Source organism: Kitasatospora sp. NPDC059160, assembly GCF_042755465.1.
GTDB lineage: Bacteria > Actinomycetota > Actinomycetes > Streptomycetales > Streptomycetaceae > Kitasatospora.
On sequence record NZ_JBHZCN010000060.1, the window covers coordinates 1 to 22,190 of the forward strand.

Genomic DNA, 22,190 nt, shown 5'->3' on the forward strand with positions numbered 1-22,190 from the left:
GTACTGGACGTACTTGGGCGATTCGGGCGTGCGTCCAGGCGGGATGCCCGGCGTCGCGCGCCTGGCAAGATCCGCCGGACAGGCCCTAGCGGCCGGTGACGCGCACGGTGGAACGCGGAAGGCGGCCCCGGGGAGATCCCCGGGGCCGCCTTCCGCGTTCGAGACCCGCTGTCAGGCTTAGCTGAACGAGTCGCCGCAGGCGCAGGAGCCGGTGGCGTTCGGGTTGTCGATCGTGAAGCCCTGCTTCTCGATGGTGTCGACGAAGTCGACGGTGGCGCCACCCAGGTACGGGGCGCTCATGCGGTCGGTGACGACCTTGACGCCACCGAAGTCCTTGAGCACGTCGCCGTCGAGCGAGCGCTCGTCGAAGAACAGCTGGTAACGCAGGCCGGAGCAGCCACCGGGCTGGACGGCGACGCGCAGCGCGAGGTCCTCGCGGCCTTCCTGCTCCAGCAGGGCCTTGACCTTGGCCGCGGCGGCATCGGTGAGGAGGATGCCACTCTCGACGGTGGTCTCGTCCTGGACGGTCATCTGCTTTCTCCCGGTCTTGACGACGGTCTGCCGCCAGTGCCAACCACCGACCGCCCGGATTCATTTCCCGGACGGAGGGGGATTTCTACGGCCTGTTCGACGGCTGGTTCTCCGTGGGCCGGGCGCGTCACCCGGGCCTCTACGCTCCCCATGCTCGCACAACCGGGGCGGAGCGGGCACCGCCCGCGTCACGGATCCGGGCGAACGGGCCCCACGGCCGCCCGCCGGACGCCAGGATGGCGGCATGATCCTTCGCCAGGTCAGGGACACCGCAGCGGACGCGGAGGTCGTCCAGGAGGTGTCCCTTGCCGCGTTCGCCGGACCGTCCGACGACCCCGCCCGGCCACCGCGACCGACGCCGCTGCAGCTCGCCCGGACCAGACACCTGGCGCGCACCGACCCCGGCGGCTGCTGGCTGGCGGAGAGCGGCGGGCAGGCGGTCGGGGTGGTGCTGTCGATGCGCCGCGAGGGCCTGTGGATGCCCTCGCTGTTCGCCGTCCGGCCGTCCGCCCGGGACCGGGGGGTCGGGCGGCTGCTGTTCGAACGGGCCCTGGCGCACGCCCGGGGCTGCCTGCGCGGGATGGTCTGCGCCTCCGACTCCCCCGCGGCGGCCCGCCGCTACCGGCTGGCCGGCTTCACCCTGCACCCGGCGATGCGGCTGACCGGGCGGGTGGACCGGGACGGGCTGATCGACCCCGGCGACATCCCGGTGCACCGCGGCAACACCACCCACCTGCACCTGCTGGACTCGGTGGACCGGCGGCTGCGCGGGTCCGCGCACGGCCCGGACCACGAGCTGATGCTCGGCCACTTCGAGGAGCTGCTGGTCGCCGACGCACTGGCCGGCAGCGGCTACTGCTACCGGGACGGCGGCACGGTGCGGCTGCTGGCGGCCACCAGCAAGCGGATCGCGGCCCGGCTGCTGCGCGAGGCGCTGGCCCGGGTGCCGGACGGGACCGAGGCCCGGGTGGAGTACCTGACCGCCGAGCAGGAGTGGGCGCTGGACGTCGGGCTGGAGGTCGGGCTGACGCCGGAGACCGGCGGCTTCGTCGGGGTGCGCGGGATGCGGCCGCCGACGCCGTACCTGCCCAGCGGGGCCTTCCTGTAGCCCGGCGGGGACGCGTACGGCCCCACCGGGCGGGCCGGTGGGGCCGTACGGACGAACGGGAGGACGGGAGGACGGGGCCCGGATCAGGCCATGGTGTCCAGGATCTCCCGGACCATCTCCATGGTGGTGCCCGGGTGCAGGAAGGCGAAGCGGGCGACCGTCTCGCCGTCCCAGCCGGTCGGGGTGACGAAGCCGATCTGGTCCGCCAGCAGCTGCTGCGACCAGCGGTAGTAGTCGTCGTTGGTCCAGCCCTTGCGCTTGAAGCAGACCGCGGAGAGCTGCGGGTCGAACAGCAGCTCCAGGTGCTCGGCGTCGCGGATCAGCTGGGCGGTGTCCCGCGCCAGCTGGAGGCCGGTCTCGATGGCGTCGGTGTACGCCTGGACGCCGTGGACGGCCAGCGAGAACCAGAGCGGCAGGCCGCGGGCGCGCCGGGTCAGGTGGTAGGCGTAGTCGGTGGGGTTCCACTCGTCGCCGTCGGTGTGCAGGACGTCCAGGTAGGAGGCGTCCTGGGTGTGCACGGCGCGGGCGAGCTGCGGGTTGCGGTAGATCAGCGCGGCGCAGTCGAAGGGGGCGAACAGCCACTTGTGCGGGTCGACCACGAAGGAGTCGGCGTGCTCGATGCCGTTGTAGCGCTCGCGCACCGACGGGGCGAACAGGCCGGCGCCGCCGTAGGCGCCGTCCACGTGGAACCACAGGTCGCGCTCGCGGGCGACCTCGGCCAGGCCGGCCAGGTCGTCGACGATGCCCTCGTTGGTGGTGCCGGCGGTGCCGACGACGGCGATCACCGTCTCCGGGTTCGGGTCGGCGGCCAGGGCGGCGCGCAGCGCCTCGCCGGTGAAGCGCCGGTTCACGGTCGGGACCTTGAAGGCCTCGACGCCGATGATGTTGAAGGTGTTCTTGACCGAGGAGTGCACCTGGTCGGCGACGGCTATCCGCAGCCGGGCCTCCGGACCGACGCCGAGCCTGCGGCGGGCGGTGTCACGGGCGACCACCAGGGCGGACAGGTTGCCCGCGGAGCCGCCGGAGACGAAGCAGCCGCCGGCCGAGGCGGGCATCCCGGCCCGGTCGGCGATCAGGCGCAGCACCTGGTTCTCGGCGGCGATGGCTCCCGCCGCCTCCAGCCAGGAGATGCCCTGCAGCGAGGCGCAGGAGACGACCATGTCGAACAGCAGCGCGGCCTTGGTCGGGGCGCACGGGATGAAGGACAGGTAGCGGGGGCTGTCGGCGGAGATGACCGCGCGGGACAGCTCGTGGTCGTACAGCTTGAGCACGTCGGCCGGGTTGTTGCCGTCCTGGTTGAGCAGGCCGGCCAGCTGGGTGCGCAGGTGCTCGCCGTCACCGGGGTGGTCGAGCGGGACGGGGTCGTACTGCAGCCGCTCCCGCATGTAGTCGAAAACCAGGTCGACCAGTTCGTTGTCGGGCCGGTGCATGCGGTCGGGTGCTGCGGACACGGCTGTCCCTCTCGGCTGTGGGTGTCGGGGGGATCCGGTCGGCGGGACGCCTCACCGCGCTGACCGGACGTGATCAGCGTAGGCAGCGGAAGCGCTTCCCCGCGCGTCGGAACGCGGCTGGTCAGGCAGCTTTCGGGCGTCTTCGGGCAGGTCCGCGCAGATTTCCTGCGTACCCCGGGCGCCGGGCCGGGAGATCAGCCGATCAGCTGGGAGAGGACCACCGAGGAGCGGCTGCGCTGCACGCCGGGCTCGCGCCGGATGCGCTCGATGACGGCCTCCAGATGGCGCATGTCGGCGGCCCGCAGGTGCACCAGGGCGTCCGGGTCGCCGGTGACCGTCCAGGCGGCGACCACCTCGGGGAACTGGCGCAGGCTGGCGAGGATCTCCTCGGGGGCGGTCCGCTCGCGGCAGTAGACCTCGACGAAGGCCTCGGTCTGCCAGCCGAGCACGGCCGGGTCGAGCACCACGGTGAAGCCCCGCACCACGCCGCGCGCCCGGAGCCGGTCGATCCGGCGGCGTACGGCGGTGGCGGAGAGGTTCACCTGGAGACCGATCTCGGCGTAGGACGCCCGGCCGTCGCTGCCGAGGCGGGCGAGGAGCTGCCGGTCGGTCTCGTCCAGGTCCGCCCCGATCACCTCGTGCGCTCGGCTGCTGGTCATCGGTGCGGGGCTCCACGGGTCGTGCGGTGGGGGCGGGGGGAGCGTCCCGGGCGGCGGGCGGTGCGGTCGCACCCGCCGGCGCCACTGCCGAAACGGTTCGCCACCCATTCTGGCGGATGACCTGAACGAGTTCATCGCGCGCGGATGACCGGGAGAAGGCCATCGGTCCACCCGGCGGGCGTCGATCGCCGTGCCCGCCGTCGACCGGAGGCCCTTCATCGCGGGCCGCCCCCGGGACGTCTTCGTGTTCATGGCCCAGCCGTGCCCGGGGCTTCGAAATATCGATTCGGCCACGGCAGGAAGCATCCGATCCGGCGAGCGGTTCTCGTCACATCGACAGGATGGCCATCGTCACTCTGACGCTAACCGGTTAGAATAGATAGTGTCAGATAGACGAAAAGGCCCCACCGCTCGTTCGGCCGCACAGAAGGGCACCCGCCCGTGACCACCACCATCACCGAGACCCACGGCGTCGACCCCACTCCGACGCCGCTCGCTCTGCTGCTGCTCGGCCGAGAGGCCGACCCGAACAGCGAGCGCGGCGTCGAGTGCCCCGGCGACCTCCCGCCGGCCTCGGACCCGAACCTCGTCGAGCGCGCCCGGGCGGCCAAGGCCGCACTGGGAGACCGCGTCTTCATCCTCGGCCACCACTACCAGCGCGACGAGGTGATCGAGTTCGCCGACGTCACCGGCGACTCCTTCAAGCTCGCCCGCGACGCCGCGGCCCGCCCGGAGGCCGAGTACATCGTCTTCTGCGGCGTGCACTTCATGGCCGAGTCCGCCGACATCCTCACCGGCGACCGCCAGCAGGTCGTGCTGCCGGACCTCGCGGCCGGCTGCTCGATGGCCGACATGGCCACCGCCGAGCAGGTCGCCGAGTGCTGGGACGTCCTGACCGACGCCGGCATAGCCGACGTGACCGTCCCGGTCTCGTACATGAACTCCTCCGCCGACATCAAGGCCTTCACCGGCAAGCACGGCGGCACCATCTGCACCTCCTCCAACGCCCAGCGGGCGCTGGAGTGGGCCTTCGAACAGGGCCAGAAGGTGCTCTTCCTGCCCGACCAGCACCTCGGCCGCAACACCGCGGTGCGGGACCTGGGCATGTCGCTGGACGACTGCGTCCTGTACAACCCGCACAAGCCCAACGGCGGCCTGACCACCGAGCAGCTGCGCAACGCCAAGATGATCCTCTGGCGCGGCCACTGCTCGGTGCACGGCCGGTTCAGCCTGGACTCGGTGAACGACGTCCGCGAGCGGATCCCCGGCGTGACCGTCCTGGTGCACCCCGAGTGCAAGCACGAGGTGGTCGACGCCGCCGACATGGTGGGCTCGACCGAGTACATCATCAAGGCCCTGGACGCGGCCGAGCCCGGCTCCAAGTGGGCCATCGGCACCGAGCTGAACCTGGTCCGCCGCCTGGCCAAGGCGCACCCGGACAAGGAGGTCGTCTTCCTGGACCGCGCGGTCTGCTTCTGCTCGACCATGAACCGGATCGACCTGCCGCACCTGGTCTGGGCGCTGGAGTCGCTGGTCGAGGGCCGGGTGCCGAACGTGATCACGGTGGACCCGGAGACCGAGAAGTACGCCAAGGCCGCACTGGACCGGATGCTGGCCCTGCCGTAGCGGCGGGCGAGCACCCGCCCCGAGCCGAAGGGGCGCGCCGGTGTCGAGAGGGAGGAGCGAGGAGGCCCCGAGGGACGAGGGGCATCGGAGCGACGACCGTCGGCACCGGGTCGGAGCGCCCCGGAGGCGAGCGGGCGAGCACCCGCCCCGAGCCGAAGGGGCGCGCCGGTGTCGAGAGGGAGGAGCGAGGAGGCCCCGAGGAACGAGGGGCATCGGAGCGACGACCGTCGGCACCGGATCCGAGCGCCCCGGAGGCGAGCGGGCGAGTAACTGCAGCGAAAGGGCGGGTCCCCTCCACCTGGAGGGGACCCGCCCTTTCGTCTGGCAGCGGCCGCGCGGCTACTCGTACTCGGGGAAGCCCGGGATGACGCCCTCACCCTCGGAGAGCAGGAGGGACCGGACCTCGTCGAGGGTCGCCTCGGCACTCGGCAGGATCAGCTCGGACGGCTCCAGCGAGTCGTCCGGAAGCCGGGTGCCGTACTGCTTCACGGCGTCCAGCAGCTTGCCGTAGGCCTGGCGAAAGGTGTTCTCGTCGCCGGACTCCACCGCGGTGAGCAGCTCGTCGTCGAGCTGGTTGAGCAGGTTCAGGTGGTCCTCGCCCACCTCGAACTGCCCCTCACCCATGACCCTCATGATCATGCTGCGCTTCTCCTGGTTCGTGGGTGGTTCCAGCTCACTTGTTGTAGTTGATCCGCGGGGTGTCCTGCGGGTGCGCGTCCTGCGGCTGCGGCTGCTGGGCCGGCTTGCCCTGCTCGATCGCGGCCGGACCGGCGGCGGGGCCGCCGGACAGCTCGGCCTTCATCCGGGCGAGCTCCAGCTCGACGTCGGAACCGCCGGCCACCCGCTCCAGCTCGGCCTCGATGTCGTCCTTGCGGCCGAGACCGCTGGCGTCGTCGAGCGCGCCGGAGGCCAGCAGCTCGTCGATCGCACCGGCCCGGGCCTGCATCTGCGCCGTCTTGTCCTCGGCACGCTGGATGGCCAGGCCGACGTCGCCCATCTCCTCCGAGATCCCGGAGAAGGACTCGGCGATGCGGGTCTGCGCCTGCGCCGCGGTGTAGGTGGCCTTGATGGTCTCCTTCTTGGTGCGGAAGGCGTCCACCTTGGCCTGGAGCCGCTGGGAGGCGAGCGTGAGCTTCTCCTCCTCGGCCTGCAGGGCCTGGTACTGCGTCTCCAGATCGGTGATCTGGGACTGCATGTTGGCCTTGCGGGTCAGCGCCTCGCGAGCGAGGTCCTCGCGGCCGAGGGAGAGCGCCTTGCGGCCCTGGTCCTCGTACTTCGCCGACTGCTGCTGGAGCTGGGTCAGCTGGAGTTCCAGGCGCTTGCGCGAGGTCGCGACGTCCGCGACGCCACGCCGTACCTTCTGCAGCAGTTCGAGCTGCTTCTGGTAGGAGTAGTCGAGCGTCTCACGGGGATCCTCCGCCCGGTCCAAGGCTTTGTTCGCCTTGGAGCGGAAGATCAGCCCCATACGCTTCATGATTCCGTCGCTCATGGGCCTCGGGTGCCCCCTTCTCCGGCCTGCGGTCTTAAATCTCGTTACCAGACACGACGAGTGTATGTGCAGCGAGCCCTTCGCCGCAGTGCACCTGCCTGCAACAAGACTGCTACAGCGACCAGGGGCAGATCCTCATCCCCCGGGTGGATCCGCCTCTCATCCTCCCCATACTCCATCCGATTGATCCCCTACGGGAAGAGCGGGGGAGACCCCGGTCCGAACGCGGCCGAACGGATCGATACGCGTTTGGGTCCGAGGGGACCCGTGGTCGCGGCGCCGCACCCCGTACGCTGGGGGTGTGTTCCGACGCCGTTCAGATGATGCCGCCGCCTCCGCCACCGTGCTGGAGGACGAGACGCCCCAGGCCCGCCACCCGCAGGCCAAGAAGGGCCGCCCCACCCCCAAGCGCAGCGAGGCCGAGGCCAACCGGCGCACCCGGGTCGTGGTGCCCAAGGACCGCAAGGAGGCCTCCCGCCAGGCGCGCGAGCGGATGCGCAGCGAGCGCGAGAAGCAGCGCCAGGCGCTGATCGACGGCGACGAGCGCCACCTGCCGGCCCGCGACAAGGGGCCGGTGCGCAAGTTCGCCCGCGACTACGTGGACTCCCGCTGGTCGCTCGCCGAGTTCTTCCTGCCGGCCGCCGTGGTCATCCTGGTGCTGAGCATCGTCAAGGTGCCCGCGCTGCAGCTGCTGTCCACGCTGCTGTTCCTGCTGTTCTTCGTCCTGGTGATCCTGGACTTCGTCCGCCTGGGCCTCGGCCTGCGCAAGCAGCTGGGCGAGCGCTTCGCCGGGCAGAACACCCGCGGCGTGGTCGCCTACGGCATCATGCGCACCCTGCAGATGCGCCGGCTGCGCCTGCCCAAGCCGCAGGTGCGGCGCGGAGAGAAGCCCTGACCGCCGAACCGGTGGACTCCGGCTGGGCCCCGCCTTCCTGGGAGGGGCCCGGCCTCTACGCACTGCCCGGACAGGGGGACGGCGGCCACGACCGGCTCGGTCAGGAGCGTCGGCTGCCCTCCCGCAGCGGCTCCTTCGCCGGCGGCACCGCCGCCTGGCTGGACCGGCTCGGCGGACTGCGCAACTTCGTCCGGCAGGAGCTCGTCTCCCGGCAGCTCGCCGAGCAGCTCACCGGCCGCACCGCCCAGCGGGTCCTGGACATCGGCTGCGGACAGGGCACCCAGGCGCTGCGGCTGGCCCGGGCCGGCCACTACGTCACCGGGATCGACTCCGACCCGGTCGCGCTCGGCGTCGCCCAGGGGGCGCTCGCCGAGGAACCGCCCGAGGTGCGCGGCCGGCTGCAGCTGCTCAGCGGCGACGGCCACCAGTGCGGGCGCTGGTTCGGCCCGCGCAGCTTCGACGTGGTGCTCTGCCACGGCGTCCTGATGTACCTGCCGGACCCGGACCCGATGATCGCCTCGCTGGCCCGGCTGCTGGCGCCGGGCGGGCTGCTCTCGCTGCTGGTGCGCAACGGCGACGCGCTCGCGCTGCGGCCCGCCGCCGCCGGGGACTGGCGGGCCGCCCTGCACGCCTTCGAGAGCGACCGGTACTACAACCGGCTCGGACTGGCCGCCCGGGCCGACCGGCTCGCCGACCTGACCGTCACCCTCTCCGAGGTCTCGGTGCCGGTCCGGCACTGGTACGGCGTCCGGGTCTTCACCGACAACGCGCCCGACGACGCCGCCCCGCCGGTGGACGGGCGGCAGCTGGCCCAGCTGCTGGAGGCCGAGGACCGGGCCGGCCGCACCGACCCGTACCGGCAGGTCGCGGCGCTGCTGCACGTGATCGGCGCGAAGTGAGCCCCCGGGCTCAGCCCTCGTGCAGGCTCATCGAGTAGATCACCCGGTCGTCGTCCAGCAGGACGGCGTTGTCCACGCCCTCCTCGGCGAGCTGCTTCCAGCTCTCCCCGATCCAGGTCTCGGCGTCGCCCTGGCCGGCGAACTCCTCCTGCCCGAGGGTCGACGCCACCGCGCTGCCGTCCGCCTTCTCGTACCGCCACGTCCAGACCATGCCCGGCTCCTCCCACTGACGCTGCCTTGTGTGCTGCGCAGGTTAGCCTGCCCGGCCCGATCTTCCGTATGCCTGTCGGGCAGGATGGGCGGCATGGCGACCCACCCCCCGCTCCCCCGCACGCTGCTGCTCGGCGGCGCGCGCTCCGGCAAGTCCACCCGCGCCGAGCAGCTGCTCGCCGAGCACCCGGACGTCCTGTACGTGGCCACCGGCGGCACCCGGGACGGCGACGCCGAGTGGGCCCAGCGGGTCGCCCTGCACCGGGACCGCCGGCCGGCGAGCTGGCGCACCGCCGAGACCTGCGACCTGGAGGCCGTGCTCGCCGACGCCGACGACCCGGCGCCGGTGCTGGTCGACTGCCTGGCGCTGTGGCTGACCGCCGTGATGGACGCGTGCGACGCCTGGGACGACGACGCCTGGGCGGCCGGCGGCGAGGCCGCGGTGCAGCGCCGCTGCGAGGCACTGGCCGCGGCCTGGGCCGGAACCCGGCGGACGGCCGTCGCGGTGAGCAACGAGGTCGGCATGGGCGTCGTCCCGGCGACCGCCGCCGGCCGCCGGTTCCGGGACACTCTCGGACGGCTCAACATGGCCGTGGCGGACGCCTCCGAGCGGGTCCTGCTGGTGGTCGCGGGACAGGTTCTGACGGTCAAGCCGAGCCCGCACACCTCCGCCGTGTAGCCTTCCGACCGATGGACACGACCGTGGATCTCGATACGTTCTCCTCGCTCGTCGAGCGCCCCGACGACAGCGCCCGACGGGCCGCCGAGGAACGCTGGCAGGAAGCCGGCCGACCGCGCGGCGGCCTGGGCAAGTTGGAGGAGCTGGGCAGCTGGCTGTCGTCCGTACAGGGGCGCTCCCCGGTGCGGCCGGTCTCGGCGCCCAAGGTGCTGCTGTTCGCCGCCGACCACGGCGTGGCCGCTCTCGGCGTCTCCCGGCTGCCCGCCGACGGCGGCACCGCCGCCCGGGTACGGGCGGTGCTCGACGGCAGCGCCCCGGTGGCCCGGCTGGCCGCGCGCTACGGCGCCGACGTGCGGGTCGTCGACGTCGCGGTGGACACCGACCCGGCGGACTTCCCGGACGAGGTGGTCGCCCACCGGATCCGGCGCGGCTCCGGCCGGATCGACGTCGAGGACGCGCTCACCCCGGAGGAGACCGTCCGGGCCTTCCGGGCCGGCATGGCGGTGGCCGACGAGGAGGCCGACACCGGCACCGACCTGGTGCTGCTCGGCGACCTCGGGGTCGGCTCCACCACGGTGGCCGCCGTCCTGGTCGGCGCGCTGTGCGGGACGGACGCGGCCGCGGTGTGCGGACGCGGCTCGGGCATCGACGACCGGGTGTGGATGGTCAAGTGCGCCACCGTCCGGGACGCGCTGCGACGGGCCCGCCCGGTGCTCGGCGACCAGCTGGCGCTGCTCGGCGCCACCGGCGGGGCGGACTTCGCCGCGATCACCGGTTTCCTGCTCCAGGCCGCCGTCCGCCGGCTGCCGGTGGTGCTGGACGGCGTGGTCTCCTCGGCCTGCGCGCTGGTCGCGCAGCGGATCGCCTTCCGGTCGCCGGAGTGGTGGCGGGCCGGGCAGTCCAGCGGCGAGCCCGCCCAGGCGAAGGCGTACGACCGGCTCACCCTGACGCCGTTGCAGGACCAGGGGATCACCCTGGGCGAGGGCGTCGGCGCGGTGCTCGCGCTGCCGCTGCTCCAGGCCGCGGGCGACGCGCTCGCGGAGGAGGCGCCCCGGCCGTTCGTCCCCTCGGCGCCGAAGGAGCAGCCGAAGCTGCCGTCGGCCGCCGACCTGCTCAGGAGGCTGTAGCGGCTGTCGCGGCGGCGGGCGTCGTCCGAGACCGGCTCCCGCCCCCTGGCCCCCCGCTTCGCGCGGCTCCCCGCGTCCCTTCCTCGGGGCGCGGGGATTCTGCTGTGTCGGCGGCGGGGCCCGGACGCGGGTCCGGTCCGGGTCCGGTTCGAGTGCGGTTCCGGTGCGGTTCCGGTCCGGTGGAGGAGTGGGTGGGAGCGATGGCCGACGGCGGCGAGCGGGCGACGTGGGGCGAAGGGCTGCGGTTCGCGTTCGGGACGCTGTCGGTGCTGCGGGTGCGGGTCGAGCGGTGGGACCGGGCCGCGGCGGCCCGGGCGATGACGGCGGCTCCGGTGGTCGGCCTGGTCCTGGGCGCGATCGCGGCCGGGGCCGGCGCCCTGGTGGCCTGGCGGGCGGGCGGACTGCTCGCCGCGGTGACGGCGGTGGGGGTGCTCGCCGCGCTGACCAGGGGGCTGCACCTGGACGGCCTGGCGGACGTCGCCGACGGCCTGGGCAGCGGCAAGCCGGCCGAGGACGCGCTGCGGATCATGAAGCAGTCCGACATCGGCCCGTTCGGCGTGCTGACCCTGCTGCTGGTGCTGCTCGCCCAGGTCGCCGCCCTGGCCGGGCAGTTCGGGCAGTCGACGCCGCGCGGCGCCCTCGCGGTGCTCGCCTCGGCGGTGGCCGCGCGCTGCGCGCTGGCCTGGGGCTGCCTGCGGTCGGTGCCGGCCGCGCGCCCGGGCGGGCTGGGGGCGATGGTGGCGAGCACCGTCGCGCCCGCGGCGGCCGCCACCGGGACGCTGGCCGCCGCGCTCCTCGTGGCCGCGCCCGGGCTGTTCGACGGATGGTCAGCCCTGCGCCTCCCGCTGGCCGTTGTGCTCGGCGTCGGCTGCGCCCGGCTGCTGCTCACGCGGTGCGTGCGCCGGTTCGGCGGGATCACCGGGGACGTGCTCGGCGCGACGGCCGAGACCGCCGCCACCGGGACGCTGTTCGCCCTGGCGTTGCTCGGCTGACACCGGGCGGCGCGTGATCCCACCATGCGGACTACCATGCGTGGAGCACCGCAGCCCTGCACCGTGGCAGGTCCTGCCCGCCCGGCGCGCACCGAGGAGCCGGGGCCTCTGGTGTGCGCGGCCGCTCCGGCGGGCGCGCGCGCCAGGGGGCCCGGACCCGCAGGGCCCGCCGGCGGACGGCCTGCGACGGCGGGCTGCGCCGGTGCGGCAGTCACGCCGCGACCGGCCGTGGACCGCGAAAGAACAGGACGCATTACGTGACTGCATTGTCTGTGAGCACCTCCTCCGCCGCCTCGCTGCGCGCGGACGCCCTGGTGGTCGGTGTCGCGAAGGGCCCCAAGGGGATCGTGCTGGCCCCCGGTGCCGAGGCCGTGAACGAGGCGTTCGAGGGCAAGCTGGCCGAGATCCTCGGCACCCTGGGCGCGACCGGTGCCGAGGGCGAGACCGTCAAGGTCGCCTCCCCCGTCGGCCTCAAGGCCGCGCTCGTGCTCGCGGTCGGCCTCGGCGAGGCGGCCGAGGACGGCTACGGCCTGGAGGCGCTGCGCCGCGCCGCCGGTGTCGCCGCCCGCGCCCTGGCCGGCGTCAAGAAGGCCGCGCTGGCCCTGCCGGCCGAGTCCGCGGAGGAGGTCGAGGCGGTCGCGCTCGGCAGCCTGCTCGGCTCGTACGCCTTCGGCACCTACAAGGGCAACGGCAACGGCAAGGAGCCGGTCGGCGAGCTGGTCCTGCTGACCGTCCGCAAGGGCAGCAAGGACGCCAAGGCCGCCGTGGAGCGGGCCACCGCGATCGGCGAGGAGATGAACCGCGCCCGCGACCTGGTCAACACCGCGCCGAACGACCTGAACCCGAAGAGCTTCGCCGCGATCGCCCAGGCGGCCGGCAAGGAGCACGGCCTCAAGGTCGAGGTCCTGGACGAGAAGGCGCTGACCAAGGGCGGCTTCGGCGGCCTGCTGGGCGTCGGCAACGGCTCGACCAACCCGCCGCGGCTGGTGAAGGTGGCCTACACCCACCCGAAGGCCAAGGCGACCCTGGCCTTCATCGGCAAGGGCATCACCTACGACTCGGGCGGCATCTCGCTCAAGCCGGCCGGCCACAACGAGACCATGAAGTGCGACATGGCCGGCGCCGCCGCCGTGTTCGCCGCCGTGGTGGCCGCCAAGCGCCTGGGCCTGACCGTCAACGTCACCGCCTGGCTCGCGCTGGCCGAGAACATGCCGTCCGGCTCCGCCACCCGCCCGGGTGACGTGCTGCGCATGTACGGCGGCAAGACCGTCGAGGTGCTGAACACGGACGCCGAGGGCCGCCTGGTGCTGGCCGACGCGATCGTCAAGGCCGGCGAGGAGAACCCGGACGTCATCGTCGACGTGGCGACCCTGACCGGCGCCATGGTGCTGGCCCTGGGCACCCGCACCTTCGGTGTGATGGCCAACAACGACGAGCTGCGCGACAACCTGCACGCCCTCGCGGGCGAGGTGGGCGAGCAGTCCTGGCCGATGCCGCTGCCGGCCGAGCTCAAGAAGGGCATGACCGACTCGACCATCGCCGACCTGGCCAACATGGGCGAGCGGATGGGCGGCGGCCTGGTGGCCGGCCTGTTCCTCCAGGAGTTCGTGGCCGAGGGCATCGACTGGGCGCACCTGGACATCGCCGGCCCGGCGTTCCACGAGAGCGCCCCGTTCGGCTACACCCCGAAGGGCGGCACCGCGAGCGCGGTGCGCACCCTGGTCCGGTTCGCGGAGCAGACCGCGGCCAACGGCAAGGCCTGATCCGAGCGGATCCCCACCCCGACGGGGGCCCGGCGCGCGTGCGCCGGGCCCCCGTCGGCGTTCCCGCACGGGTTACCTGCGAGTAGGACCGGACACCCCACCGCACCTCTGTTCGCCACGGGCGAAACTTTGTTCCGCACTGCGGAAGAGGTGGCGCCGAAGCGGGCGGAAGACGCCCGTCCGGCGGCTGTCAACAAGGCCTTGAGCTGCGATGATGCCCTTCCGTCGGGGGTGTTCCCGCCCCGGTGACCACTCCGTGGGACACCCCTGGGGCGGACCCGGACATCAGCCACCGCGAACAAGTGCGAAGATGTATTTCCGGCACGACTGGGCGCCTCACAAAGGCTTCCGACCCACCGGACCGCGACCGGCCCGGCGACCCACCCCATTGCATGGAGGACGTGACGTGGCGAACGACGCCAGCACCGTTTTCGACGTAGTCATTCTCGGAGGCGGAAGCGGCGGTTACGCCGCGGCGCTCCGCGCCGCTCAGCTGGGTCTGAGCGTCGCCCTGGTCGAGAAGGGCGAGCTGGGCGGCACCTGCCTGCACCGCGGCTGCATCCCGACCAAGGCCCTGCTGCACGCGGCCGAGATCGCGGACGAGACGAAGGAGGCCGCCGAGTTCGGCGTGCTGGCCACCTTCCAGGGCATCGACATCAACGGCGTCCACAAGTACAAGGACGACGTCATCGCCGGCCTGTACAAGGGCCTCCAGGGCCTGGTGGCCTCGCGCAAGGTCACCTTCATCCAGGGCGCGGGCAAGCTCTCCTCGCAGACCTCGGTCGACGTGAACGGCCAGCGCATCGAGGGCCGCCACATCGTCCTCGCCACCGGTTCGGTGCCGCGCTCGATCCCGGGCCTGGAGATCGACGGCAACCGCGTGATCTCCTCGGACCACGCCCTCAAGCTCGACCGGATCCCGAAGTCCGTCGTCATCCTCGGCGGCGGCGTCATCGGCGTCGAGTTCGCCTCGGTCTGGAAGTCCTTCGGCGTCGAGGTCACCATCGTCGAGGCGCTGCCGCACCTCGTCCCGCTGGAGGACGAGAACTCCTCCAAGCTGCTGGAGCGCGCCTTCCGCAAGCGCGGCATCAAGTTCGAGCTCAAGGCCCGCTTCTCGGGCGTCGAGTACACCGAGTCCGGTGTCCGCGTCTCCACCGAGAACGGCAAGCAGATCGACGCCGACCTGCTGCTCGTCGCCATCGGCCGCGGCCCGGTCTCGGCCGGCCTCGGCTACGAGGAGAACGGCGTCGCGATGGACCGCGGCTACGTCCTGGTCGACGAGTACATGCGCACCAACGTGCCCACCATCTCCGCCGTCGGCGACCTCGCCCCGACCCTGCAGCTGGCCCACGTCGGCTTCGCCGAGGGCATCCTGGTCGCCGAGCGCCTGGCCGGCCTCAAGCCGGTGCCGATCGACTACGACGGCGTCCCGCGCGTGACCTACTCCAACCCGGAGGTCGCCTCCGTCGGCATCTCCGAGGCCAAGGCCGTCGAGATGTACGGCAAGGAGAAGGTCGTCACCCTCAAGTACAACCTGGCCGGCAACGGCAAGAGCAAGATCCTGAAGACCGCCGGCGAGATCAAGCTCGTCCAGGTCAAGGACGGCGCCGTGGTCGGCGTCCACATGGTCGGCGCCCGCATGGGCGAGCAGGTCGGCGAAGCCCAGCTCATCTACAACTGGGAGGCCCTGCCGGCCGAGGTCGCGCAGCTGATCCACGCGCACCCGACCCAGTCCGAGGCCCTGGGCGAGGCGCACCTGGCGCTGGCCGGCAAGCCGCTGCACGCGCACGACTGATCGCGCCCACCACCCCCCGTTTCCGGTACTTCCCGTACTTCCCGTACGCAAGACTTGATAGGAGTCGCTGAAACCATGGCGGTCTCAGTAACACTGCCCGCGCTGGGCGAGAGCGTTTCCGAGGGCACTGTCACCCGCTGGCTCAAGGCCGAGGGTGAGCGTGTCGAGGTCGACGAGCCGCTGCTCGAGGTCTCCACCGACAAGGTCGACACCGAGATCCCGGCCCCGGCTTCCGGCATCCTCTCCTCGATCAAGGTCGGCGAGGACGAGACCGTCGAGGTCGGCGCCGAGCTGGCGATCATCGACGACGGCACCGGTGCCCCGGCCGCCGCCCCGGCCCCCGTGGTCGAGGCCGCGCCGGTCGCCGCGCCGGCTCCCGTGGCCGCTCCGGCCCCGGTCGCCGAGGCCCCGGCTGCTCCGGCTGCCGCTCCGGCTGCTCCGGCTGCTCCGGCCGGCGACGCCACCCCGGTGCTGCTGCCCGCGCTGGGCGAGTCGGTCACCGAGGGCACCGTCACCCGTTGGCTCAAGGCCGAGGGTGAGACGGTCGAGGTCGACGAGCCGCTGCTCGAGGTCTCCACCGACAAGGTCGACACCGAGATCCCGTCGCCGGTCGCCGGCGTCGTCGTCAAGATCCTGGTCGCCGAGGACGAGACCGCCGAGGTCGGCGCCCAGCTCGCGCTGATCGGTGCCCCGGGTGCCGCCGCTGCCGCTCCGGCTCCGGTTGCCGCCCCGGCTCCGGCTCCCGTTGCCGCTCCGGCTCCGGTTGCCGCCCCGGCCCCGGTTGCCCCGGCCGCCCCGGTCGCCGCTCCGGCTCCCGTCGCCGCCCCGGCACCGGTCGCCGCCCCGGCCCCCGTCGCCGCTCCGGCCGCCCCGGTGGCCGACGCCGGTGACGCCTACGTCACCCCGCTGGTGCGCAAGCTCGCCGCCGAGCACGGCGTCGCGCTGTCCTCCGTCGCCGGCACCGGCGTCGGCGGCCGCATCCGCAAGCAGGACGTCATCGCCGCCGCGGAGGCCGCCAAGGCCGCCCCGGCCCCGGTCGCCGCCGCCGCTCCGGCCGCCGCTGCGCCGAAGGCCGTCTCCGCTCCGTCCGCCCTGCGCGGCCAGACGGTCAAGATGACCCGCATGCGCAAGGTCATCGGCGACAACATGATGAAGGCCCTGCACGAGCAGGCCCAGCTGACCAGCGTGGTCGAGGTGGACGTCACCAAGATCATGTCGCTGCGCGCCAAGGCCAAGGAGGGCTTCCTGGCCCGCGAGGGCGTCAAGCTCTCCCCGATGCCGTTCTTCGTGAAGGCCGCCGCCCAGGCGCTCAAGGTCCACGCGGTCGTCAACGCGCGGATCAACGACGCCGAGGGCACCATCACCTACTTCGACACCGAGAACATCGGCATCGCGGTGGACTCCGAGAAGGGTCTGATGACCCCGGTCATCAAGGGTGCGGGCGACCTCAACATCGCCGGCATCTCGAAGAAGACCGCCGAGCTGGCCACCAAGGTCCGCGACAGCAAGATCACCCCGGACGAGCTGTCCGGCGCCACCTTCACGATCAGCAACACCGGTTCGCGCGGTGCCCTGTTCGACACCGTGATCGTGCCGCCGAACCAGGCCGCCATCCTGGGCATCGGTGCCACCGTCAAGCGCCCGGTGGTCATCGAGGCCGACGGCGGCACCGCCATCGGCATCCGTGACATGACCTACCTGTCGCTCTCCTACGACCACCGCCTGGTGGACGGCGCCGACGCCGCCCGCTACCTGGTCGCGGTCAAGGAGATCCTGGAGGCCGGCGAGTTCGAGGTCGAGCTCGGCCTGTAAGGCAGCGCGACCGCAGCACGGTCGTACGGAGCCCCGTGTCGTCCCCGGACGGCGCGGGGCTCCGCCGCTTCCCGGGATGCGGTTCCCGCCGGGTCATGGCATGCGTGGAGACGACGGAAAAGGGATGCTTGAGCGGTGATGGACGAGACGGACTTCTGGCAGATCATCGACGACACCTGGGAGGCCGCCGACGGCGATCCCGACGAACAGGCCGAGCGGCTGGTGGAGCGCCTCGTCCAGCTGACCCCCGACGACGTGATCGACTTCGGTCGGCTGTTCGAGGCCCGGTTCCAGCGCGCCTACCGCTACGACCTGTGGGGGGCGGCCCATCTGCTGCTGGACGGCGCCTCGGAGGACACCTTCGACTACTTCCGCTGCTGGCTGATCGGCCAGGGCCGGGAGGTCTTCGAGGGCGGGCTGGTCGAACCGGACGACCTGGCGGACCTGCTGCCCGAGTTCGACGAGGAGGAGGACGGCGAGGCCGAGGACCTCGGCTTCGCCGCCGACGAGGCGTACGAGCAGCTGACCGGCCTGCCGCTGCCCGAGGTGGGCGGGCGGCAGGCGGGACGGCCGACCGGGGCGTTCCTGGACTTCGACGACCCGGACGTGATGGCGAAGCGCTTCCCCAAGCTCTGGGAGCGGTACGGGGATTAGGGCGTGTCCGACACCCCCTGCGGGGTGTCGCGTCGGATCAGGTGCTGCTGCCGGCGGAGCCGTCCTGCTTGATGCCCTTGAGGATCTGGTCCAGCACCGCGGGGTCCGGCGCGGCCGGGTCGTCGTCCACGCCGCCCTCGAAGATCACGTAGCCGCCGCCCTTGGCCGGGACGGCGGCCAGCAGGACGTAGCCCTGGGTGCCGTCCGAGGTGCCGACGTGCCAGCGGGTGGCGTAGCCGAGCACACCGGCGACGGAGACGTAGCCGGAACCGGAGTCGGTGTGCGAGGTGATCCCGGAGAAGATCGTCCCGGCGTAGGTCGGCATCGCCGCGTCGGCGGCCCCCTTGGGGGTGTCGCCCTGGACGGTGTCCTTCTCGATCGAGAACTGGCCGCGGATGCAGGAGTTGCCGTCGGCGCAGGAGTAGCGGCCACTGCCGAGGTAGACGGTGGAGTGCGCGGAGTTGGTCGCCGCGTCCCAGCCGTCGAGGACCGGGACGGTGATCGCGTGCTGCGGGTCCGGGACGGTGCTCTTGACCGACGGGACGGGCTTGGGGGCGGGCGCGCTCCGGGTCGGGGTGGGGCTCGGCGTGGGGCCGTCGCTCTGGGTGACGGTGACCGTGGGGTTGGGGGTCGGGTCGGCCTTGGTGTTCCCGCCGCCGCTGAGCGTGAGCCCGGCGATGATCCCGCCGACGACCAGCACCGCGACCGAGATGCCGACGATCACGCCGGTGCGGTTCTTCGCGGGGGCGGGCGGCGGGTAGCCGTAGCCGGCGCCCGGGTAGGCCTCCTGGCCGGGGTGGGCCGGCTGGCCCGGGTACTGCTGCGGGCCGCCGTACGGGCCCTGGCCGGGGTAGCCGTAGCCGGGCGACTGGACCGCGTCCTGCGCCGGGTAGCCGTAGCCGGGGGCGGGTGAGCCGCTCTGCGCGGGGTAGCCGTAGCCGGCCTGCGGCGGCTGCGCGGCGGGCGGCTGCCAGCCCTGGGTCGGGGCGTCGGCGAGCTGTCCGCCGGGGGCCTGGAGCGGCCGGACCTCGGCGGTCCAGGCGTTGCCGTCCCACCAGCGCTCGTGACCGGGGGTGCCGTCCGCACCCGGGACCGGGTACCACCCGGGAGGCGTCGAGTTGCTCACGGGCGTACGGTACCCGGCGCCGCGCCGCTCCAGACAGGCAGGTACGTCACGACTGCGCCGCAACTGTTCTGACGGATCGTCAGGCGGCAGGGGTGACGGTACGGGCGGCTCAGCCGGTCAGTCGGCGGGCCATCCACACGTCGTCCACGTACTGCCCGTCGATCAGGAACTCCTCGGCCAGCGTGCCCTCGACCGTGAAGCCGCAGCTCTCGTACAGCCGGCGGGCCGGGGCGTTCCAGCCGAGCACCCGGAGGGTCAGCTTGCGGGCGCCGAGGGCCCGGGCGTGCTCGCAGGCCGCCTCGACCAGCCGTCGGCCGATGCCCCGGCCGCGCACCGTGCCGTCGACGGCCAGGCCCTGGATCTGCCGGACGTGCCGGTTGACGGCCAGCGGGGTCGCCTGGACCTGGCGGACGTAGCCGACGATCCGGCCGTCCAGGACGGCGAGCAGGAACTGGTCGGGGGTGTGGCCCTCGTCGAAGACCCGCTTCCCGACGGGCGGCTCGGGGGCGACGTCGGAGAGGGTGGACCAGGCGGCGCGGTCGAGCTCGGCGAGCCCGCGCTCGTCCTCGGGGCGGGCCGGGCGGATGATCAGATCGTCTTCGCGGGTCATGCCGCGTGATGCTACTGGGGCGCGTGCGAAGGGTGACAGGCGATAAGTCCTGCGAGGATGGGTCCATGCGCATCGCTGTCACGGGCTCCACGGGATTGATCGGCTCGGCCCTCGTCCGCTCCCTGCTGGCGGACGGCCACGAGGTGGTCCGGCTGGTCCGGCACCGCTCCAGGACGGGGCCGCAGCCCGACGGGAGCACCGCGATCGGCTGGAACCCACTGCTCGGCGAGGTCGACCGGGACGGGCTCGCCGGGGTCGACGCCGCGGTGCACCTGGCCGGCGCCGGGGTCGGCGACCGCCGCTGGACGGACTCCTACAAGCGGGAGATCCGGGAGAGCCGGGTGTACGGCACCGAGACGCTGGCGGTGGCGCTCGCGGAGCTGGCGCAGCCGCCGCGGGTGCTGGTCAGCGCCTCCGCGGTCGGCTGGTACGGGCAGACCGGCGACCGGGTGATCGACGAGGACTCCCCCGCCGGGGACGACTTCCTGGCCGAGGTGTGCGTGGCGTGGGAGGCGGCCGCACGGCCCGCCGAGCGGGCCGGGATCCGGGTCGTCCACCCGCGCACCGGCATGGTGCTGTCCGCCGCGGGCGGCGCGGGCGGGCGGCTGTTCCCCCTGTTCAAGCTGGGCCTGGGCGGGCGGCTCGGCAGCGGCGGGCAGTACTGGAGCTACCTCTCGCTGGCCGACGAGGTGGCCGCGCTGCGGTTCCTGATCGACCGGGAGGACCTCTCCGGCGCCTTCAACCTCACCGCGCCGGAGCCGGCCACCAACGCCGAGCTGACCGCGGCGCTCGGGCGGGCGCTCGGGCGGCCGACGCCGTTCCCGGTGCCGGAGGCGGTGTTGAAGGCCGTGCTCGGGGAGCTGGCGGTCGAGGTGGTCGGGAGCCACCGGGTGGTGCCGCGGCGGCTCTTGGACGCGGGCTTCCGGTTCGCGCACCCGGATCCGGACTCGGCGGTGCGGGCGGCGCTGTGACCCCTCGTTCTGCGTAGGCCCGCTACGGCATTCGCCCTGGCCAGGGGCATATGCCGGGCGGGGTCGGACGGGGCTCCGGGAGGGGGCGCACGGGAGCACACGACGGGCGCGTTGCACGCCCCCGGTGACCGTGCGCGCCCGCCGACCCGGTAACCCGGCCGCCACGGCGCACTGTCCGTGACCGCGCCCCCGCCCGGCGCCGCACGACCCCTCCCGACCCCCGCATCCGGTCCACCGCACCGGTCTGATGCTCACACTGACTGGGCATCACCTTCCACGGACCGTGTCCCGGCACCCCGCTGCCTGCGTCGGCCGGAGCCCCGGGACCAGGGAGGGAGCACTCCAGTGCCCACGTACGACTTCACCCGCCGCGCCCGCCGCCCGTCCGACCCGGACGTCGTCGTGGTCGGCGCCGGACTCGCGGGCCTGGCCGCCGCCCGCGCGCTCACCGGCCAAGGCCTCACCGTCCAGGTCCTGGAGACCACCGACCGGATCGGCGGCCGGATGGCCACCCGCGAGCTCGACGGCTTCCGCCTCGACGACGGCAGCCACCTGCTCAACACCGCCTACCCGGAACTGCGCCGGGCGCTCGACCTCGACCGCCTGGACCTGCGCCCGCTCGCGCCCGGCGTACTCGTGCACAGCGCCGGCCGCCGCTACCGCGCCGGGGACCCCCAGCTCACCGCCGCCCGGCAGGCCGCCCTCCGGGCCCCGCTCGGCAGCCCGCTGGACAAGGCCCGCCTCGGCAGCTGGCTGGGCCGGATCGCCACCACCCCCGCCGCCCGACTGCAGGCCCGCCCGGAGACCACCGCCGCCCGCGCACTGGCCGGCCACGGCCTCGCCCCGCGCACCGTCGACGGCTTCCTGCGCCCGCTGCTCAGCGCCCTGCTCGGCGACCCGGCCCTCGGCACCAGCAGCCGGATCGCCGACCTGGTGCTGCGCTCGTACGCCCGCGGCCGACTCTGTCTGCCCGCCGACGGGATCGCGGCGGTGCCCGCCCAGCTGGCCGCCGCGCTGCCCGCCGGCACCGTGCGGACCGGGGTGCAGGTCACCTCGATCGGCGCCGACGGCGTGGAGACCCTCGCGCACGGGCGGATCGGCGCCCAGGCCGTGGTGGTCGCCACCGACGCCCGCTCCGCGGCCGAGCTGCTGCCGGGGCTCCGGCTGCCCGACTTCCACCCCGTCACCACCTTCTTCCACGCGGCCGACCGCGCCCCGCTCGCCGAGGCCGTGCTGCTGCTGGACGCCGACCGGCCGAACGGACACCCGCCGCTGGTCTCGCACTCGCTGGTGCTCAGCGAGCTGCACCCGTCCTACGCCCCGGCCGGGCAGGCGCTGGTCGCCACCACCGTGCTCGGCCGGCGCTCCTTCGACGCGGGCGGTCCGGCCGGGCTGGAACCGGCCGTCCGCGCCCGGCTCGCCGAGCTGTACGGCGCCTCGACGGCGGACTGGCAGTTCCTCAGCGTGCGGCACGTCCCGGACGCGCTGCCCGCGATGCCGCCGCCGCACAACCCCCGCCGCCCGGTGCGGCTGCTGGCCGGGCTGTACGTCGCCGGGGACCACCGGGACACCAGCACCGTGCAGGGCGCGCTGGTGTCCGGGCGGCGGGCGGCGCGGGCGGTGCTCGGCGACCTCGGGCTGCCGGCCGGGGCGCGGGAGGCCGAGGCGGCGGCCTGAGGCCGGCACCGCGGGGGCGCGGACACGCCAGCGGTCTGCCGGGGTGACAGACCGACGGCGTGCCAGGATGCCTCGCATGACCGTTCTGATCACTCATCGGATGGTTCCAACGGTTT

Annotated in this window: 21 protein-coding genes; 13 read left to right on the forward strand and 8 right to left on the reverse strand. The window is 73.5% G+C overall.

Annotated elements, in window-relative coordinates:
* Positions 1–177 precede the first annotated feature (177 nt).
* Entirely contained in the window at positions 178–531 is a 354-nt protein-coding gene (locus tag ACFXOZ_RS24625; protein WP_375892557.1) for an iron-sulfur cluster assembly accessory protein, read from the reverse strand.
* A 244-nt stretch (positions 532–775) separates the two neighbouring features.
* On the opposite strand from ACFXOZ_RS24625, the gene ACFXOZ_RS24630 reads away from it, so the two are divergent.
* A complete protein-coding gene (locus tag ACFXOZ_RS24630) occupies positions 776–1,639 on the forward strand; it encodes a GNAT family N-acetyltransferase (protein ID WP_375892558.1) in 864 nt (287 codons plus the stop codon).
* Positions 1,640–1,722: 83 nt separating this feature from the next.
* Here the strand turns inward: ACFXOZ_RS24630 and ACFXOZ_RS24635 are convergent, their stop codons facing one another.
* Complete coding sequence (locus tag ACFXOZ_RS24635; protein WP_375892560.1) at positions 1,723–3,090, reverse strand: pyridoxal phosphate-dependent decarboxylase family protein; 1,368 nt, start codon at positions 3,088–3,090, stop codon at positions 1,723–1,725.
* Between the two features lie 194 nt (positions 3,091–3,284).
* On the reverse strand, positions 3,285–3,749 hold the full coding sequence (locus tag ACFXOZ_RS24640; protein ID WP_270147404.1) for an Lrp/AsnC family transcriptional regulator: 465 nt from the start codon (positions 3,747–3,749) through the stop codon (positions 3,285–3,287).
* A 441-nt stretch (positions 3,750–4,190) separates the two neighbouring features.
* Between ACFXOZ_RS24640 and nadA the strand changes: the two genes are divergently transcribed.
* Positions 4,191–5,375 (forward strand): quinolinate synthase NadA, encoded by a 1,185-nt coding sequence (nadA, locus tag ACFXOZ_RS24645; RefSeq protein WP_380522738.1) that lies wholly within the window; start codon positions 4,191–4,193, stop codon positions 5,373–5,375.
* A gap of 339 nt (positions 5,376–5,714) precedes the next feature.
* On the opposite strand, the gene ACFXOZ_RS24650 is transcribed toward nadA, so the two are convergent.
* Both ACFXOZ_RS24650 and ACFXOZ_RS24655 read right to left on the reverse strand, forming a co-directional pair.
* Positions 5,715–6,014, reverse strand: coding sequence for a hypothetical protein (locus ACFXOZ_RS24650; RefSeq protein WP_380403650.1), 300 nt, complete (start codon positions 6,012–6,014; stop codon positions 5,715–5,717).
* A 34-nt stretch (positions 6,015–6,048) separates the two neighbouring features.
* Positions 6,049–6,849, reverse strand: coding sequence for a PspA/IM30 family protein (locus ACFXOZ_RS24655; protein WP_380522739.1), 801 nt, complete (start codon positions 6,847–6,849; stop codon positions 6,049–6,051).
* 316 nt (positions 6,850–7,165) lie between these two features.
* Between ACFXOZ_RS24655 and ACFXOZ_RS24660 the strand changes: the two genes are divergently transcribed.
* A complete protein-coding gene (locus ACFXOZ_RS24660) occupies positions 7,166–7,759 on the forward strand; it encodes a DUF3043 domain-containing protein (RefSeq protein ID WP_375892567.1) in 594 nt (197 codons plus the stop codon).
* Between the two features lie 158 nt (positions 7,760–7,917).
* Complete coding sequence (locus ACFXOZ_RS24665; protein WP_375892686.1) at positions 7,918–8,658, forward strand: class I SAM-dependent methyltransferase; 741 nt, start codon at positions 7,918–7,920, stop codon at positions 8,656–8,658.
* 10 nt (positions 8,659–8,668) lie between these two features.
* On the opposite strand, the gene ACFXOZ_RS24670 is transcribed toward ACFXOZ_RS24665, so the two are convergent.
* Positions 8,669–8,869, reverse strand: a complete 201-nt coding sequence (locus ACFXOZ_RS24670) for a hypothetical protein (protein WP_360227960.1) — start codon at positions 8,867–8,869, stop codon at positions 8,669–8,671.
* A gap of 93 nt (positions 8,870–8,962) precedes the next feature.
* Here ACFXOZ_RS24670 and cobU point away from each other — a divergent pair, with 93 nt between their 5' ends.
* The 7 genes from cobU to ACFXOZ_RS24705 all read left to right on the forward strand — a co-directional run bounded on the left by cobU (position 8,963) and on the right by ACFXOZ_RS24705 (position 17,690).
* Entirely contained in the window at positions 8,963–9,547 is a 585-nt protein-coding gene (gene cobU / locus ACFXOZ_RS24675) for a bifunctional adenosylcobinamide kinase/adenosylcobinamide-phosphate guanylyltransferase (protein ID WP_380522740.1), read from the forward strand.
* An 11-nt stretch (positions 9,548–9,558) separates the two neighbouring features.
* Positions 9,559–10,674: a nicotinate-nucleotide--dimethylbenzimidazole phosphoribosyltransferase gene (locus ACFXOZ_RS24680; protein ID WP_375892570.1), complete on the forward strand. Its 1,116-nt coding sequence runs from the start codon at positions 9,559–9,561 to the stop codon at positions 10,672–10,674.
* A 200-nt stretch (positions 10,675–10,874) separates the two neighbouring features.
* A complete protein-coding gene (locus ACFXOZ_RS24685; RefSeq protein WP_380592741.1) occupies positions 10,875–11,666 on the forward strand; it encodes an adenosylcobinamide-GDP ribazoletransferase in 792 nt (263 codons plus the stop codon).
* Between the two features lie 257 nt (positions 11,667–11,923).
* Complete coding sequence (locus tag ACFXOZ_RS24690; protein WP_380592710.1) at positions 11,924–13,429, forward strand: leucyl aminopeptidase; 1,506 nt, start codon at positions 11,924–11,926, stop codon at positions 13,427–13,429.
* 406 nt (positions 13,430–13,835) lie between these two features.
* Positions 13,836–15,224 (forward strand): dihydrolipoyl dehydrogenase, encoded by a 1,389-nt coding sequence (gene lpdA, locus ACFXOZ_RS24695; protein ID WP_375892573.1) that lies wholly within the window; start codon positions 13,836–13,838, stop codon positions 15,222–15,224.
* Between the two features lie 75 nt (positions 15,225–15,299).
* Positions 15,300–17,036: a 2-oxoglutarate dehydrogenase, E2 component, dihydrolipoamide succinyltransferase gene (gene sucB, locus ACFXOZ_RS24700; protein ID WP_380592712.1), complete on the forward strand. Its 1,737-nt coding sequence runs from the start codon at positions 15,300–15,302 to the stop codon at positions 17,034–17,036.
* A 138-nt stretch (positions 17,037–17,174) separates the two neighbouring features.
* A complete protein-coding gene (locus tag ACFXOZ_RS24705) occupies positions 17,175–17,690 on the forward strand; it encodes a DUF4240 domain-containing protein (protein ID WP_380522785.1) in 516 nt (171 codons plus the stop codon).
* 37 nt (positions 17,691–17,727) lie between these two features.
* Here ACFXOZ_RS24705 and ACFXOZ_RS24710 read toward each other — a convergent pair whose 3' ends face one another.
* Both ACFXOZ_RS24710 and ACFXOZ_RS24715 read right to left on the reverse strand, forming a co-directional pair.
* Positions 17,728–18,816 (reverse strand): DUF2510 domain-containing protein, encoded by a 1,089-nt coding sequence (locus ACFXOZ_RS24710; RefSeq protein WP_380522742.1) that lies wholly within the window; start codon positions 18,814–18,816, stop codon positions 17,728–17,730.
* Between the two features lie 109 nt (positions 18,817–18,925).
* Positions 18,926–19,426, reverse strand: a complete 501-nt coding sequence (locus ACFXOZ_RS24715; RefSeq protein ID WP_375892580.1) for a GNAT family N-acetyltransferase — start codon at positions 19,424–19,426, stop codon at positions 18,926–18,928.
* 65 nt (positions 19,427–19,491) lie between these two features.
* Between ACFXOZ_RS24715 and ACFXOZ_RS24720 the strand changes: the two genes are divergently transcribed.
* Both ACFXOZ_RS24720 and ACFXOZ_RS24725 read left to right on the forward strand, forming a co-directional pair.
* Positions 19,492–20,397 carry a TIGR01777 family oxidoreductase gene (locus ACFXOZ_RS24720; RefSeq protein ID WP_380592714.1) on the forward strand — a complete coding sequence of 302 codons (906 nt, stop codon included), beginning with the start codon at positions 19,492–19,494 and terminating at the stop codon, positions 20,395–20,397.
* Positions 20,398–20,742: 345 nt separating this feature from the next.
* Complete coding sequence (locus ACFXOZ_RS24725) at positions 20,743–22,074, forward strand: NAD(P)/FAD-dependent oxidoreductase (protein WP_380522744.1); 1,332 nt, start codon at positions 20,743–20,745, stop codon at positions 22,072–22,074.
* The last annotated feature ends 116 nt before the right edge of the window (positions 22,075–22,190 follow it).

What these genes read in the sequence shown, in the direction of transcription:
- ACFXOZ_RS24625 (WP_375892557.1), bottom strand. Translation starts at nt 531, where the DNA reads ATGACCGTCCAGGACGAGACCACCGTCGAGAGTGGCATCCTCCTCACC.
- ACFXOZ_RS24630 (WP_375892558.1), top strand. Translation starts at nt 776, where the DNA reads ATGATCCTTCGCCAGGTCAGGGACACCGCAGCGGACGCGGAGGTCGTC.
- ACFXOZ_RS24640 (WP_270147404.1), bottom strand. Translation starts at nt 3,749, where the DNA reads ATGACCAGCAGCCGAGCGCACGAGGTGATCGGGGCGGACCTGGACGAG.
- ACFXOZ_RS24650 (WP_380403650.1), bottom strand. Translation starts at nt 6,014, where the DNA reads ATGATCATGAGGGTCATGGGTGAGGGGCAGTTCGAGGTGGGCGAGGAC.
- ACFXOZ_RS24655 (WP_380522739.1), bottom strand. Translation starts at nt 6,849, where the DNA reads ATGAAGCGTATGGGGCTGATCTTCCGCTCCAAGGCGAACAAAGCCTTG.
- ACFXOZ_RS24670 (WP_360227960.1), bottom strand. Translation starts at nt 8,869, where the DNA reads ATGGTCTGGACGTGGCGGTACGAGAAGGCGGACGGCAGCGCGGTGGCG.
- cobU (WP_380522740.1), top strand. Translation starts at nt 8,963, where the DNA reads ATGGCGACCCACCCCCCGCTCCCCCGCACGCTGCTGCTCGGCGGCGCG.
- ACFXOZ_RS24680 (WP_375892570.1), top strand. Translation starts at nt 9,559, where the DNA reads ATGGACACGACCGTGGATCTCGATACGTTCTCCTCGCTCGTCGAGCGC.
- ACFXOZ_RS24685 (WP_380592741.1), top strand. Translation starts at nt 10,875, where the DNA reads ATGGCCGACGGCGGCGAGCGGGCGACGTGGGGCGAAGGGCTGCGGTTC.
- sucB (WP_380592712.1), top strand. Translation starts at nt 15,300, where the DNA reads ATGGCGGTCTCAGTAACACTGCCCGCGCTGGGCGAGAGCGTTTCCGAG.
- ACFXOZ_RS24705 (WP_380522785.1), top strand. Translation starts at nt 17,175, where the DNA reads ATGGACGAGACGGACTTCTGGCAGATCATCGACGACACCTGGGAGGCC.
- ACFXOZ_RS24715 (WP_375892580.1), bottom strand. Translation starts at nt 19,426, where the DNA reads ATGACCCGCGAAGACGATCTGATCATCCGCCCGGCCCGCCCCGAGGAC.
- ACFXOZ_RS24720 (WP_380592714.1), top strand. Translation starts at nt 19,492, where the DNA reads ATGCGCATCGCTGTCACGGGCTCCACGGGATTGATCGGCTCGGCCCTC.